15 protein-coding genes are annotated in these 14,377 nt (G+C 65.9%); 3 read left to right on the top strand and 12 right to left on the bottom strand.

Features of this window, described 5'->3' with window-relative positions:
- The first annotated feature begins 200 nt into the window (after window positions 1–200).
- A complete protein-coding gene (locus EV656_RS05330) occupies window positions 201–1,949 on the top strand; it encodes a type I secretion system permease/ATPase (RefSeq protein WP_132600436.1) in 1,749 nt (582 codons plus the stop codon).
- On the top strand, window positions 1,946–3,262 hold the full coding sequence (locus tag EV656_RS05325; protein ID WP_132600433.1) for an HlyD family type I secretion periplasmic adaptor subunit: 1,317 nt from the start codon (window positions 1,946–1,948) through the stop codon (window positions 3,260–3,262). Before EV656_RS05330 ends, EV656_RS05325 begins: the two co-directional genes overlap by 4 nt.
- A gap of 21 nt (window positions 3,263–3,283) precedes the next feature.
- Here EV656_RS05325 and EV656_RS05320 read toward each other — a convergent pair whose 3' ends face one another.
- The 12 genes from EV656_RS05320 to EV656_RS05265 form a co-directional block, all read right to left on the bottom strand.
- Entirely contained in the window at window positions 3,284–4,501 is a 1,218-nt protein-coding gene (locus tag EV656_RS05320; protein WP_132600430.1) for a DegT/DnrJ/EryC1/StrS family aminotransferase, read from the bottom strand.
- A gap of 149 nt (window positions 4,502–4,650) precedes the next feature.
- Window positions 4,651–5,328: a type 1 glutamine amidotransferase gene (locus EV656_RS05315; protein WP_132600427.1), complete on the bottom strand. Its 678-nt coding sequence runs from the start codon at window positions 5,326–5,328 to the stop codon at window positions 4,651–4,653.
- A 33-nt stretch (window positions 5,329–5,361) separates the two neighbouring features.
- On the bottom strand, window positions 5,362–6,201 hold the full coding sequence (locus EV656_RS05310) for an ABC transporter permease (RefSeq protein WP_132600424.1): 840 nt from the start codon (window positions 6,199–6,201) through the stop codon (window positions 5,362–5,364).
- Window positions 6,198–7,079 (bottom strand): ABC transporter permease, encoded by an 882-nt coding sequence (locus tag EV656_RS05305; RefSeq protein WP_132600421.1) that lies wholly within the window; start codon window positions 7,077–7,079, stop codon window positions 6,198–6,200. The genes EV656_RS05310 and EV656_RS05305 overlap by 4 nt, the downstream gene beginning before the upstream one ends.
- Before the next feature lie 49 nt (window positions 7,080–7,128).
- Window positions 7,129–7,854: a transporter substrate-binding domain-containing protein gene (locus tag EV656_RS05300; protein ID WP_132600418.1), complete on the bottom strand. Its 726-nt coding sequence runs from the start codon at window positions 7,852–7,854 to the stop codon at window positions 7,129–7,131.
- Between the two features lie 53 nt (window positions 7,855–7,907).
- Window positions 7,908–8,696 carry an ABC transporter ATP-binding protein gene (locus EV656_RS05295; RefSeq protein ID WP_165918938.1) on the bottom strand — a complete coding sequence of 263 codons (789 nt, stop codon included), beginning with the start codon at window positions 8,694–8,696 and terminating at the stop codon, window positions 7,908–7,910.
- 137 nt (window positions 8,697–8,833) lie between these two features.
- On the bottom strand, window positions 8,834–9,886 hold the full coding sequence (locus EV656_RS05290) for a threonine aldolase family protein (RefSeq protein ID WP_132600412.1): 1,053 nt from the start codon (window positions 9,884–9,886) through the stop codon (window positions 8,834–8,836).
- Between the two features lie 5 nt (window positions 9,887–9,891).
- Window positions 9,892–10,362 (bottom strand): YcgN family cysteine cluster protein, encoded by a 471-nt coding sequence (locus tag EV656_RS05285; RefSeq protein WP_132600409.1) that lies wholly within the window; start codon window positions 10,360–10,362, stop codon window positions 9,892–9,894.
- Window positions 10,363–10,381: 19 nt separating this feature from the next.
- Window positions 10,382–11,341, bottom strand: coding sequence for a bifunctional riboflavin kinase/FAD synthetase (locus tag EV656_RS05280; protein WP_132600406.1), 960 nt, complete (start codon window positions 11,339–11,341; stop codon window positions 10,382–10,384).
- Window positions 11,342–11,373: 32 nt separating this feature from the next.
- A complete protein-coding gene (locus EV656_RS05275; protein ID WP_132600403.1) occupies window positions 11,374–11,817 on the bottom strand; it encodes a MaoC family dehydratase in 444 nt (147 codons plus the stop codon).
- A gap of 137 nt (window positions 11,818–11,954) precedes the next feature.
- Window positions 11,955–12,824 carry a TIGR01459 family HAD-type hydrolase gene (locus tag EV656_RS05270; protein ID WP_132600400.1) on the bottom strand — a complete coding sequence of 290 codons (870 nt, stop codon included), beginning with the start codon at window positions 12,822–12,824 and terminating at the stop codon, window positions 11,955–11,957.
- Between the two features lie 79 nt (window positions 12,825–12,903).
- Window positions 12,904–13,824, bottom strand: a complete 921-nt coding sequence (locus tag EV656_RS05265) for a manganese-dependent inorganic pyrophosphatase (protein ID WP_132600397.1) — start codon at window positions 13,822–13,824, stop codon at window positions 12,904–12,906.
- Between the two features lie 226 nt (window positions 13,825–14,050).
- Here EV656_RS05265 and EV656_RS05260 point away from each other — a divergent pair, with 226 nt between their 5' ends.
- Window positions 14,051–14,338 carry a co-chaperone GroES gene (locus EV656_RS05260; RefSeq protein ID WP_132600394.1) on the top strand — a complete coding sequence of 96 codons (288 nt, stop codon included), beginning with the start codon at window positions 14,051–14,053 and terminating at the stop codon, window positions 14,336–14,338.
- The last annotated feature ends 39 nt before the right edge of the window (window positions 14,339–14,377 follow it).

Here is a 14,377-nt window from a genome sequence, read left to right as displayed (position 1 = left end):
GACCCGATAGAAACGGATGCCGGCGCCCTGGGCGCCGGTGTCTTCTTTCGGGCGCCGCGTTGGGCCGATCCTGTCCGCCCGCGCGCAGCCCGATCCGCGAAAGGTCTTGGTGTGACGAACGAAACCGATAGAAGAACGCCGCGCCCACCCGCCGCCGCGATGGCGTGCAAGGGGATGGCGCGCATTTGCAGGTGGTCGGGATGGCTGTGAGGGAAGACACCCCCGAGGTGAGCCTGGGCCGGATCCGGGGCCGGGCGTTGTTTGTGGCCGTTGTGCTGTTCAGCGTGTTCACCAACCTGCTGATGCTGACCGGCCCGCTTTTCATGTTGCAGGTCTATGACCGGGTTCTCAGCTCGCGCTCCGAAGAAACGCTGCTGGCGCTGCTGATCCTGGTGGCGGCGCTGTACCTTTTCTACTGGCTGCTGGATTACGCGCGCGGGCGCGTTGCCGCCCGGATCGGGACGCGGCTGCAAACCCTCTTGAACCGGCGGGTCTTTGTCGCGGTGGTGGAACGCGCGGCGCTGCGGGGGGGCAAGGGGCCGGGAACGGCTGCCCTGTACGATCTGGACGCGCTGCGCAATCTCAGCGCCTCCCCGGTCTTTCTGGCGCTGTTCGATCTGCCCTGGACGCCCCTTTTCCTGGCGGCGATTTTCCTGTTCCACCCGTTGATGGGGTGGTTGGCCGTGGCGGGGGGCGCGCTGCTGATCGTGGTTTCGGTGATCAACCAGTTGCTTAGCCGCCGCGCCCTGGACGAGGCACAGCGCATCGGCCACGGCGCGCAGCGCCTGGCCCGGCAGGCCGAGGAAAGCGGCGCCCTGGTCTGGTCGCAGGGCATGGCGCCGGTGCTGGCCGAACGCTGGGCACAGGTGCAGGACCGCGCGGGCGAGGCCGCCCTGCGCGCCAATGACCGGGGCGGCACCTTTACCAGCTTTTCGCGGGCGTTCCGCCTGTTTCTGCAATCGGCGATGCTGGCACTTGGCGCGTGGCTGGTGCTGCGCAACCAGCTGACGCCCGGCGCAATGATTGCCAGTTCCATCCTGCTGGGCCGGGCGCTGGTGCCGGTCGAACAGATCCTGGGCCAATGGCCGACGATCCAGCGGGCCCGAACCGCCTGGCGCAGCCTGGCCGAGTTCCTGGAGGCATTGCCCGCACGGCGCCCCCCGACCGAGTTGCCCCGCCCCGAGGCGCGCCTGAAAGTGTCGGGCCTGGCGCTGCGCAGCGATGCCGACGGCGCCCCGCCGGTTCTGCAAGGCATCGATTTCGAGCTTGCCCCCGGCGAGGCCCTGGGCGTGATCGGCAAGAGCGGTGCAGGCAAGACCAGCCTGGCGCGCGCGATCCTGGGCCTGGTGCAGCCCGCGGCGGGGCAGGTTCGGCTGGCCGGGGCGACGCTGGATCAGTACGCGCCCGAGATCCTTGGCCGCCACATCGGCTGCCTGCCGCAGGATGTGCGGTTCTTCGATGGCACCGTGGCCGAGAATATCGCGCATATGGCACAGGAACCCGATGCCGCCCGCGTGGTCGAGGCGGCCAAACTGGCCCGCGTCCACGAAATCGTGCTGCGCCTGCCCGAGGGCTACGACACAGAGTTGAGTGCAGGCGGACATCTTTTGTCAGGGGGGCAGCGGCAGCGGCTGGCCCTGGCGCGGGCGCTTTATCACGACCCGGTGCTGCTGGTCCTGGACGAGCCAAACTCGGCCCTGGATGCGGAAGGGTCCGAGGCACTGAACGCCGTTGTGGCCGACATGAAAAAGGCCCGCAAATCGGTGTTGATCATGACCCACAGACCCTCGGCGATTGCGGTCTGCGACCGTTTGCTGGTGCTGGATGGGGGCCGTCAAAAGGCGCTTGGCCCCCGCGACGAGGTGGTGCGCGCGATGATGAAGAATGCCAGTGATGTGCAGCGCGCCATGGGGACGGCGGCGGCGGCCCCGCGGGAGGCCACGGGATGAGCAGGCCACAGGAAAACGTCCCCGCACGTTTCGGCGCCCGGTTGCCGCTTGCGGTGGGCTATCTCGCGCTTGCCCTGCTGTTCGCGGGGCTGGGGGGCTGGGCGGTCTTTACGAATATCGCTGGCGCTGTCGTCGCCTCGGGCACGGTCAAGGTGGAAAGCGAACGCCAGGTCGTGCAGCATCAGGACGGCGGCGTCGTAGGCGCGATCCATGCCAAGGATGGCGACAGGGTCGCGGCGGGGGATGTGCTGGTGACGCTGGACGGGACGTTCCTGCGCTCGGAATTGGCCATCGTGGAACGGCAATTACTGGAAATCGAGGTGCGCAAGGGCCGCCTGATCGCAGAGCGTGACGGCGCCGAGGCGCCGGTATTCCCGGCGGTGACCGGCTTTGCCCATCTGGATGCGGACTGGGTGCGGGGGCAGGTCGATGGGCAGAAAAGCCTGTTTGCCGCGCGGCGGGCCTCGCTTGCCCAGGAACTGAACCAGATTGAGGAACAGAAGATCCAGATCGACAACCAGATTGCGGGGATACGGGCGCAGGTGGCCGCCCTTGAACGGCAGTTGTCGCTGATCGAACGGGAATTGGCCGACAAGGAAACCCTGTTCGCCCAAAGCCTGGTGCCAATCGGGCAGGTGCTGGAATTGCAGCGCGAACAGGCGCGTCTGGACGGGGATATCGGCCGGCTGGATGCCCAGATCGCCGAAAACCGCGCCCGCATTTCGGAACTGTCCGTGCGCGCGCTGCGTCTGACGGATCGCCGCCGCGAAGAGGCGATCAGCGAATTGCGCGATCTGCAATACAGCGAAATCGCCCTGCAGGAACGCCGGCTAAGCCTGGCCGAGCAGTTGGCCCGGCTGGAGGTGCGCAGCCCCGCCGATGGCGTCGTCTTCGGCTCCAAGGTGTTTGCGGTGCGGGCGGTGGTTCAGCCGGCAGAGCCGCTGATGTACGTGGTGCCGGGCGGGCAGCCCTTGCAGGTTTCTGCACGGATCAACCCCGTCGATATCGACCAGGTCTATCCCGGTCAGCCGGTGTCGCTGAAGCTGACCACATACGACACGCGAACCACGCCCGACCTGCCGGGCGAGGTGGTGCGCCTGTCGGCGGATGTGCTGACCGACCAGGCGACTGGCGCCAGCTATTACGAGGTGGTGATCCTGCCCGAGGCCGAAGCGCTGGCCGCACTGCCGGATATCGAACTGATGCCCGGTCTGCCGGTCGAGGTGTTCCTGCGAACCCGCGACCGCACGCCGTTGTCCTATCTGCTGCAACCGCTTGCGGTCTATTTCGACCGCGCCCTGCGCGAGGGTTGACCGACCGGGGGCGCGCCGCCGTCAGGCCGCGGTTCCCGCACTCCGGGGCTGCGCACCGTCGCGGACCTTGACCGCGGCGGCGGCCTCGACCAGCGCAGTGGCGATGAAATCCAGGTCGTCGCGGGTCAGGCGGGCGGGCAGGCGGGTGTCGCAGGCCCGCATCAGCATCGCACGGGTCTGCGGCAGGTCGGGCATCGGCCCCTCTATGAACTGCCAGTTCCAATAGGCGCGTGCGTTGTCCTGGCTCAGGCCAAAGACCTGCACCGACACGCCCCGGGCCTTGGCGGCCTCCTGAAAGGCGGTTGCCTCTTCGTCGTTGTCGAAGCCGACCAGGTTGAACTGGATCGAATCCGGGGCCCGCGTTTCGGGTTCCAGCGGCGGGGGCACGTCCAGCCAGGGCGAGCGGTTGAGCAATTCGGCCACGTAATCGTGGTTGGCCCGGCCGTCATTCGCGCGGCGCTCGATCTCGGGCAGTTGCGGGCGGATCACCGCGGCGGACAGGTTCTGAAGGCGCAGGTTGTACAACGGCAGCTTGTTCTGCCAGCGGGCAAAGCTGTTCTGGAACCCGTGGTGTTTTTTCCAGTTATGCTCATACGCGCCGGACATGATGATGGCGCGCGCGGCCAGGTCGGCGTCGTCGGTAATCAGGATGCCGCCTTCGCCCGCGTTCACCAGCTTGTAGGACTGGAAGGAAAAGCAGCCGATCTTGCCGATGGTGCCGATCTTGCGGCCGTGCCACAGCGTGCCCAGCGAATGGGCCGCGTCCTCGATCACGGGGATGTCGCGGGCGGTGCACAGGTCCATGATCGCATCCATGTCCGAGGTATGGCCGCGCATGTGACTGATGATGACAGCGGAAATGTCATCCTCCAGCTTGGCGGCGAAATCGTCCATGTCCAGGCGATAGTTCGCGCCGACCTCGGCCAGGACGGGCTGGCAATCGGCATGCACGATGGCGGACGGCACCGCGGCAAAGGTAAAGGCCGGGATCAGCACCCGCGCGCCCCGCGGCAGGTCCAGCGCCTTGAGCGACAGGAACAGCGCCGCCGAACAGGACGAGACCGCGACCGCGTATTTCGCCCCCATGAACTCGGCGAATTCCCGTTCCAGCAGGCTGACCGGCGCATCCTTGGGCGCGGTATAGCGGAACAGGTCACCCGATGCGAGCAACCGCTCGATCTCGGCGCGGGCTTGCTCGGGGATCGGTTCGGCGTCGTAGACATTGGGGGCAAGCGCCATGGCTTTCGCCTTTTCTGAAATTCAATTTAAGAATAGCGATAAACGATTTTGCCCGCGCGCCCAAGGGGCCTGCACGACAATTGATGGGCCGGACCCTGCGCCGATTTGCCCCCCGCGCAGCCCCTGAGCCTGTGGCCCGATGCCCGTTCTCAGGACCGTGTGGTCAGGAACTGTGCCAGCCGGCGGGCCATGTCGGGGCGGTCGGTGGGCGTCTCCAGCCGCGCTTGGGCGGTCGCCAGCAACGCGTCGGGCACCGTGCCCGGGCCGCGCTGCGCGATCATTCCGGCGATCACGTCGCGCCCGAATTCGGGATGGGGTTGCAGGCTGAGTCCCCAATCGCCATAGCGCAGCGCCGCATGGGCGCAAAACGCGCTGTGGCCCACGGTTTCCGCACCCTCGGGTGGTACGATCACCTGATCCTGATGCCAGGCGTTCAGGGTAACGTCCTGCCCCTCGATCCGGTAGCTTTGCGCCCCCACCGACCAGCCGCCCGCGAATTTTTCCACCCGTCCGCCCAAGGCCTGTGCCATGACCTGATGGCCAAAGCAGATGCCCACCATCGGCACGTCCGCTGCGTGCGCCGCGCGGATGAACGCCTCCAGCGGCGGCAGGAAGGGGTGATCCTCATAGACGCCGTGGCGCGAGCCGGTAATCAGCCAGCCATCGGCGGCGTGCACACTGTCGGGAAACGCCATCCCTTCGACATCCCAGGTGTGAAAGCTCAGCCCATGCGGTGCAAAAAGCTGCCGGAACAGGTCGCTGTAATCGCCCAGTTCATGGCGCAGGGGGGCGGCCATGTGGCCGGCTTCGAGGATACCGATCTGCATGGGGTCTTGGCCTTTGGTGTTGCGGTCCCGCCGTTACCTGATGATCTGCGGCCGGATGCGCAGGCGCGGGCGTGCGGCTGGGTGCAGGTGCCGGTTCAGGCGCCGGTTGATTGCCCCGAACACCAGGATGATGCACAGGGTCAGCGCGATGAAATAGCCCGCCACGATGGGGTAGGGAATGAACGGGTTGAAGGTCTTGTCGGCAAAATAGTTGGCATAATACAGCGCGTCGCCCCGCTGCTGCCATGCCGGGAAACCCGAGAAGAAGACCAGCGTCGTTGCGTGGAACAGGAAGATCGCCTCGTTCGTGTAGGCGGGCCAGGCCAGGCGCAGCATCGTGGGCCAGACCACCCGGCGGAACTTGACCCGCCCGGTCATGCCATAGGCCTCGGCGGCCTCGACATCGCCCTTGGGTACGGAACGCAGCGCGCCGTAGAAGATTTCCGCAGAATAGGCGGCGGTGTTCAGGAACAACACGATCAGCGCCCCGGCCCAGGCCCGCGTCAGCCAGCGGGTTTCGGCGGTGATCTCGGTGAACAGCAGGTTGATTTCAATGCCAGAGCGGGGCAGCAGCACGAAGGTTTCGTAGGCCAGGAAGAACTGGATGAAGAGCGGCGAGCCGCGAAAGATGAAGATGAACCATTCCGCCGGTTTGCGCAGCAGCCGGTAGCGGCTGTTCTTGGCCAGCGCCAGGCCGGTCGCCAGGAAGAAGCCCGATAGCAACGCCAGCGCGCCGAAATAGACGTTCCAGATCAGGCCCGACCCGATCAGGGTGAACTGCTCGCACAGGGTGATGTCGGCGCGCGGCAACAGGCGTTCGCCGACCCCCAGTGCCCGCAGCCCGTAATCCTGGATCGTTTGAACGCAGCTCATGCGTCGGCCTTTCGCAAGGCTTCGCCGCCCAGCGTTGCCTGCCCGTGGGACAGGCGCACCGTCAGCCGGCCCAGCACGATTTCGGAAACCTTGGTCAGCGACAGGTAAAAGACCAGCAGCCCGAGGAAGTAGTAAAGCCGCCAGTCGGGATGCGGATAGGCATAGATCGAGGTCTTGGCCCCGCCCAGTTCGCGCGCCCAGTAGACGATATCCTCGACCCCCAGGAGAAACAGCAAAGGCGTCGCCTTGATCAGGATCATCCACAGGTTGGACAGCCCCGGCAGGGCATAGATCCACATCTGCGGCACGAGGATGCGCCAGAACGACTGGCGCTCGGTCATTCCGTAGGCCTCGGCGGTTTCCATCTGCGCGCGGGGCACCGCCCGCATCGCCCCGAACAGCACGTTGGCGGCAAAGGCGCCGAAGACGATGGCAAAGGCCAGCACCGCCAGAAAGAAGCCGTAGGTTTCATGCACCCATTGCGGGCTGGTCGACAGGGGCAGCTTGGCCTGGGCGCAGACAACGAAATCGTTGCCCTGGCGGATCGGCTCGGTCCAGTCGGGGCATTTCGCCTGGTGGCGTAACCATTCAAAGGCCTGGTCCAGCGCGATCGGCACGAACAGAAAAAAGATGATGTCGGGCACGCCGCGCACCATAGCCGTGTAGGTCCGCCCGATCACGCGTACGGGCCACAGCCGCGCGCGCGCCGCCATCGCGCCGCCGAAACCGAACAACAGCGCCGCCGGTGCCGTCACCGCAAGCAACAGCATCACCGTCCCGAAGGAGGTGTAGAACGCCATGTGCTTGCCGTTGGTCAGGTAGCAGGCCAGCCAGGCGGCACCGTCAAGCGTGGAGGGGTCAGCGCAGGATGGGAACATCGGCGGGATCGGGCGCGCAACGCGGGGTCGCGCGCCCGTCTTTCGCGGCTCAGAAGCCGCTGTCCATGCCGTCGAACCACTTGGCGATCAGGATGGCGAGGCTGCCGTCATCCTTCATGCTCTGGATCGCGGCGTCAAAGGTTGCCTTCAGCTCGGCGTCGGACTCGCGCAGGCCCATGCCGATGCCGTCGCCCAGCATCACGTCGTCGCCGATGATGACCAGTTCGCCGCCCGATTCCTTGACGATCGGTTCAAGAAAGCCCTTGTCTGCCAGCACCGCGTCGGCCTCGCCGTTGCGCACGGCGGCGACGGTTTCGTCGGGGGTGGGGAATTCCAGCAGCGTCGCCCCGGTCGAGGCCACGTGGCTGGCCTGGATCGTGCCGGTCTGGGCGACGACCACGGCGTTTTCCACGTCGATGCCCTCGGACAGGCCGACATAGACGGACGGATCCGGCGGGAAGTAGTTCTGGGTGAAGTCGATCACCTCGTCGCGCTCGTCGGTGATGCTCATCCCGGCGATGATCGTGTCATAGTTGCCCGAGACCAGGTTGGGGATGATCGAGTCCCACTCGTTCGTGACCCAGGTGCAGGTCAGTTCGGCGCGCTTGCACAGCTCGTCGCCCAGCTCGCGCTCGAACCCGTCGACCTCGCCATTGTCGTTGATGAAGTTGTACGGAGGATAGGCGCCTTCGGTGCCCATGCGGATCACGTCTTGCGCCAGCGCCATGCCGGCCGACAGGGCCAGGGCCGTGGTGCCAAGGATCAGTTTTTTCATCGTATACTCCCCTGTTGTGATGTGCCGGGCGCACCCGGCGGTCTTGCGCGGTCTTACGCCGCGACGGTTGCACTGAGAAACTGTTTCAGCCGTTCGGAACGCGGCGCCCCGAACAGGCGGTCGGGGGGGCCTTCCTCCTCGATCAGGCCCTGGTGCAGGAACACGACGTGGTCGGACACGTCGGCGGCCAGCCGCATGTCATGGGTCACGATGATCATGGTGCGGTCCTCGGCGGCCAGGGCCTTGATGACGCGCACCACCTCTTGCTGCAATTCGGGGTCCAGCGCCGAGGTCGGTTCGTCGAACAACAGCGCGCGGGGCTGCATCGCCAGTGCCCGCGCGATGGCGGCGCGCTGCTGCTGGCCGCCCGACAACTGGGCCGGGTAGACATCGCACTTGTCGCCAATGCCGACCTTGTCCAGCAGGGCACGCGCGCGGGTTTCGACCTTTTCGCGGTCCTCGCCCAGCACGGTGACGGGGGCCTCCATCACGTTTTGCAGGATGGACATGTGGGCCCAAAGGTTGAACTGCTGGAACACCATCGACAGGTTGGTGCGCATGCGGATGACCTGGCGGCGGTCGGCGGGGTGGCGGTTCGGGCCCTTGCCCTTCCACTTGACCGGCTCGCCCTCGAACAGGATGTCGCCTTGCTGGCTGTCCTCCAGCAGGTTGGCGCAACGCAGCAGTGTGGATTTGCCGGATCCCGACGACCCGATCAGCGAAACGACATCGCCCTTGCGGGCCGTGACGCTGACGCCTTTCAGAACCTCCAACGCGCCGTAGCTTTTGTGGAGGTCGCGAATCTCCAGCACGGGGGGGAGGGTATCTGTCACGCCTGCCATCTTTCCTTGTTTCGGTCCCGGAGTAGGGCGCAAATCGCGGGTGAATGCAACGGGGAACCGGCGTTGCGACAGGCGATTGCCCAGTATTTAGGCACAGCCTTTGCCTGTGTCGGCGGGACCGGCGGTGTCAGAACGCCTCAGCCCGAGATCAGCGCCAGGAAACTGTCCACATCCTCTTCGGTGGTGCACCAGGAACAGACCAGCCGGGCCGAAAGCGGCGCGTCGCCCGGCCCCTCCAGCGACTGGTCCATCGGCCAGAGGTAGTATTGTGCGCCCGCCTCTTGTGCGCGGCGGTGCCCCTCGCGCGGCCAGGCGGCAAAGACGGAATTGGCCTGGGTCGGGTGGACCAGATGTGCGCCGGGCAGCGCGGCGATCCCGTCCGACAGGCGCCGGGCGGCGGTATTGGCGCGCTCGGCCAATTTCAGCCACAGGTCGTCGTTCAGCCAGGCGGCCATCTGGGCGGACAGGTAGCGGTGCTTGGAAAACAGGTGCCCGCCACGCTTGCGCCGCAGCTCGAATTCCCAGGCGCGGGCGGGGTCGAACAGGATCACCGCCTCTACCCCCATCAGGCCGTTCTTGGTGCCGCCCAGGCACAGCACGTCGACCCCGGCCTTCCATGTCAGTTCCGCCGGGGTGCAGCCCGCCGTGACCAGCGCATTGGCAAAGCGCGCGCCGTCCATATGCACGGGCAGGCCGTGGGCATGGGCGATCCCGATCAGCGTGGCGACCTCGCCGGGGGTGTAGACGGTGCCGGCCTCGGTGGTGTTGGTCAGCGACAGCGCCCCCTTTTGCACGTTATGCACGCCCGCCCGCCCGGTGAAGGCCAGCGCCTGTTCCAGCGCACCGGGGGCGATCTTGCCGTGGTCGCCCTCGACCAGGGTCAGCTTCGCCCCGCCAGTGTAAAATTCCGGCGCGGCGCATTCGTCCTCTTCGATATGGGCCTCGGGGTGGCAATAGATCGTGGCCCAGGGCGGGCACAGGCAGGCCAGCGCCAGCGCGTTGGCGGCGGTGCCGGTGGCGACCAGGTAGATCTCGGCCTCGGGCGCCTCGAAGATCTGGCGCAGTTGGTCGCGGACCTCGGTCATGGCCAGTTCGGTGCCATAGGGCATGGCATAGCCGTGATTGGCCTCGATCAGCGCCTCCAGAACCTGCGGGGGGACGGGCGCGGTGTTGTCCGAGGCGAAATGCATGTCGCTCACAGCTCCTCTTGGATGATGTGGTCTTCCCAGTCCTCGACCGGGATTTCAAATTCGGGAACGGTCCAGCCGCGCACCGACATGCCTGCTGCGTGCACGCTTTCGGGGTCGCCGGTGACCAGCGGGTGCCAGTCGGGCAGCGGCTGCTGCTGCCACAGCAGGCGGTAGGCACAGGTGGCCGGCATCCAGTAGGCGACATCCGCGATGGTCTGCGGGGTCAGCACGACGCATTCGGGCACGATGGCCTTGCGGCAATGATAGTTGCCACAGCGGCAGGTTTCATCGTCCAGCAGGCGGCAGGCGACGCGGGTAAAGACGACCTCGCCGGTGTCCTCGTCCTCCAGCTTGTTCAGGCAGCATTTGCCGCAGCCGTCGCACAGGGCCTCCCACTCCCGCTCGCTGAGGCGGTCCAGCGGGAAGCGTTCCCAGAAACGGGGGCGCAGTTCGGTGCGGGCGGGACGTTTGGCCATGGTTGCCAGTCTGTGCCGGTCAGGGGCGGAAGGGAAGGGGCGGCGCGTCGGCCAGGATATCCCGCGCGCGGGCGCAGTCGCGGTCCATCTGGTCCACCAGCGCGTTCAGGCTGTCGAACCGCATCTCGTCCCGCAGGAAGGCGACCAGCGCCACCGACAGGTGCGTGCCGTAAAGATCGCCGTCGAAGTCGAACAGGAAGGTTTCGCAGTTGGGCACATTCTCGCCGAACATCGGGCGCACCCCGATCGAGGCCGCGCCGTCATAGCTGCCCGCGTAGGGGCCCGACAGCACGTCCACCCGCACCGCGTAAACGCCAAAGCGCGGGCGGTGCAGGGCGTGGATCGACATATTCGCGGTGGGATAGCCAAGCGCGCGGCCGCGCGCATCGCCGTGCAGCACCTCGCCCTCGATCCGGTGCCAGTGGCCCAGCATTTCCGCCGCATCGCGCGGGCGGCCATCGGTCAGCGCCTCGCGGATCGCGGTCGAGGACACCTCGCCAACCTGGTTGGACAGCAACTCGACCACGCTGACGCCAAAGCCCATTTCGGCGCCGAACCGTTCCAGGTCGCCCACATGGCCGGTGCGCCCCTTGCCGAAACAGAAATCCGCCCCCACCACCACGTGGGACAGCCCCAGCCCGTCTGCGATGACCTGCCGGGCGAACGCCTCGGGCGTCAGGGCCGCCAGTTTCGCGTCGAACGGCAACTGGTACAGGTGGTCCACCTGCAGCTTGGCCAGCCGGTTGGCGCGCGCCTCGGCATTCATCAGGCGAAAGGGGGCCGCGTCGGGGGCGAAGAATTCGCGCGGGTGCGGCTCAAAGGTCAGCGCGCTTAGGGGGGCGTTGCGCTTGCGCGCCTCGGTGCGGGCGGCGTCGATCACCACGCGGTGGCCCAGGTGGACACCGTCGAAATTGCCGATCGCCGCGACCGCGCCGCGTTCGCCCTCGGCCGGGCCTGTCCATGTGGTGAAGGTCTGCATCGGTCCCCGATTGCACCGGGGACCCGGCGCCGTCAATCGAATTTCTTGGTGGGCGCCAGCACCACGGCCTCGCCCTTCAGGACCGGCTTATCCTTCACCAGGCAGCGGCAATCAAGGGTTACCCGGCGCTTGCCATAATCGATGGCGGTCACTTCGACCTCGGCGGTGACGACATCGCCGGGGCGCACGGGGGCCAGGAATTTCAGGGTTTGGCCCATGTAGATCGTGCCGTGGCCCGGCAGTTGTTCACCGATGACGGCCGAAACCAGCCCGGCGGTCAGCATGCCGTGGGCAATCCGACCCTCAAAGATGGTTTCCTGCGCGTAATCTTCGTCCAGGTGCACCGGGTTGCGGTCGGTAGAGACCTCGGCGAACAGTTCGATATCGCGATCCGTCACCTCCTTGCGCAGGTGGCGGACCATGCCGATCTCGATATCCTCGATGCAAATCGTTCCGCGTGGCATGTTGTCGAGCATTTCCAAGACCTCGGTCTCCGATCACGATGTTGCAGCGCAGCATAACGAAGCGCCGCGGGCGCCGCAATCGGGTTCGGCAATATTTCTTCGCCGAACGTGGGAATGTCGCAACTTTGTTGCGCGCCCGTTTTTCGGGCTTAGCGCAGGTAGCCGATGGAATAGGTCGGGCTGAACTGGGCGTCCTGCAGAAAGGCGTCCAGCGCTGCGGGATCGGGCTGGCGGTCGGTTTTCGTTTCGGCCGCGGCCAGCCCGCCGGTGATGAACAGGCTGTCCAGATCCTCGCCCATGGCGCCAGCGATGTCGGTGTGGATGCCGTCGCCGACGCACAGGATCGCGGTGTCGGGCACGTCCGCGATCTGGGCCAGACGGCGGCGGGCCAGGTCATAGATCGGCGGGTGCGGCTTGCCGAAATACAGGCTTTCGCCCCCCATCTCGGTATACAGCCGCGCCACGGCGCCCGCGCACCATTCGCGCACCTCGCCCCGGTCCACGACGATATCGGGGTTGGCGCATAGCAGTTTCAGGCCTTTCGCCTTGGCATACAGCAATTGCGGGCGCAGCTCGGACGGATCGGCATGCACGTCGAACGGGCCGGTACAAACGATGCCCTCGGCCTGTTCCAGCGGCACGCGGGTGATCGGCACCGGGTTCTCGATGATCTTGAGCGGGTCGAAGAAGGTCATGTCGTGGTCTTCGCCCATGAAGAAGACCTTTTCGCCAACCGCCCCACGATACATCGCGGCGCGCGCGCTGTCGCCCGATGTGGCGATCGTGTCCCAGGCGTCGCGGGCCACGCCGATCTTGTCCAACTGGGCGGCCACGCTGTTGCGATGGCGCGGTGCGTTCGTCACCAGCACCACGATACCGCCGCCCGCGCGATAGCGCTGCAACGCGTCCACCGCCTCGGCAAAGGGTTTTTCGCCGTCATGCACGCAGCCCCAGATATCCACGAACATGGCTTTGTAGCGGGCGGAAACGGTATCAAGGCTTTCGATGATCTGGGTCATGGTGCGGGTTCCGGTGTCCGGTGGGCTGACATGAAAAGGGGCGCCGCGCGGGGCGCCCCTTTGGAAGCGGTGGCCTGGTTCAGACCTGCAGGTTGGGGATGATCTGTTTCTTGCGGCTCATCACGCCGGGCAGGACCACGGTGTCGCCATCGACCGTGGCGCCAAAGCTTTTCTCGGCCACCGTCTTGGTCAGGTCATTGGGGACCAGCAGGGTGGCCTCTTCGTTCAGGATATCGACGACGAAGAGCAGCACCTGATCGACCCCGTCCTCGGCGGCGACGGTGGTCATGCTGTCCATCAGGCTGGCCTTGCGGTCCAGCACGACGGCCGGCGCGGTGGTTTCCAGCACCGAGACGCGGAATTTCTTGCCGCCGACCTCGTATTCCTTGGAGTCCATGCGCAGCAGTTCGGCGTCCGAAAAGGCCGAGACATCGGATTTGGCAGCGAACATTTCCGCCGCGTAGTCGGGGATTGCGATGCCCAGATCGGCGGCCAGTTTCTCGGCCAGCGCCTTGTCCACATCCGTCGTGGTGGGCGAGCGGAATTCCAGCGTGTCGGACAGGATGCACGACAGCATCGCGCCCTTGATGTTTTCGGGCATCTTGGCCGCATCGTCGCCCATCAGGTCGTGCATGATGGTGGCGGTGCAGGCCACGGGACGCACGGTGATTTCGATCGGCGACTTGGTTTTCAGCCCGCCTTGCAGCAGGTGGTGGTCGATCACGGCCACGACATTGGCGTCGTTGATATGCTCGGGCAGTTCGGCGACGTTGTTGGTGTCGACCACGACCACGTCGTCATCCTCGGCCACGTCGGCGATGATCTCGGGCTGGGCAAAGCCCCAGCGTTCCAGCACGAATTTCGCCTCGGTGTTGGGTTCGCCCAGCAGCTTCGCCTCGGCGGGGGTGCCTTTCACTTCGGTCAGATACCACGCCCAGATCAGGGGCGAGCCGGTGGAATCGGTGTCGGGGGCCTTGTGGCCGAGAACCTTGATCGTCATGGGAGGGTCCGTTCGTTCAGGAAAAATAGGGTCGGGCGCCCTTATAGGGTGGGGGGGATGGCTTGTCACGGGGGCGGTTTGCAACATCTGCATGACGCCTGCGGGGCGGGAAAAATTTTGCGCCCCCCTCGCTTGACAGGCATCGCGGGCTTCCATATTTCCGGCTCGTTAGCACTCACGGAGTGCGAGTGACAACAGCTCACACTGAACCAAGGAGCGTTCAAAGATGGCATTCAAACCTCTCCACGACCGGGTTCTGGTCCGCCGTGTCGAAAGCGATGAAAAGACCAAGGGCGGCCTGATCATCCCCGACAGCGCCAAGGAAAAACCGGCCGAGGGCGAAGTGATCGCTTGCGGCGAAGGCACCCGCAAGGACTCGGGCGAGCTGATCGAGATGGGCGTCAAGGAAGGCGACCGCATCCTCTTCGGCAAATGGTCGGGCACCGAGGTGACGATCGACGGCGAAGAACTGCTGATCATGAAGGAAAGCGACATCCTCGGGATCATTTCCTGAGCCTGTCCCCCGATAATCCAGATTTAGGAGCAAGCGAAA

Source organism: Rhodovulum adriaticum (genome assembly GCF_004345735.1).
GTDB classification, from domain to species: domain Bacteria; phylum Pseudomonadota; class Alphaproteobacteria; order Rhodobacterales; family Rhodobacteraceae; genus Rhodovulum; species Rhodovulum adriaticum.
This window is presented reverse-complemented; position numbering and strand designations above follow the sequence as displayed.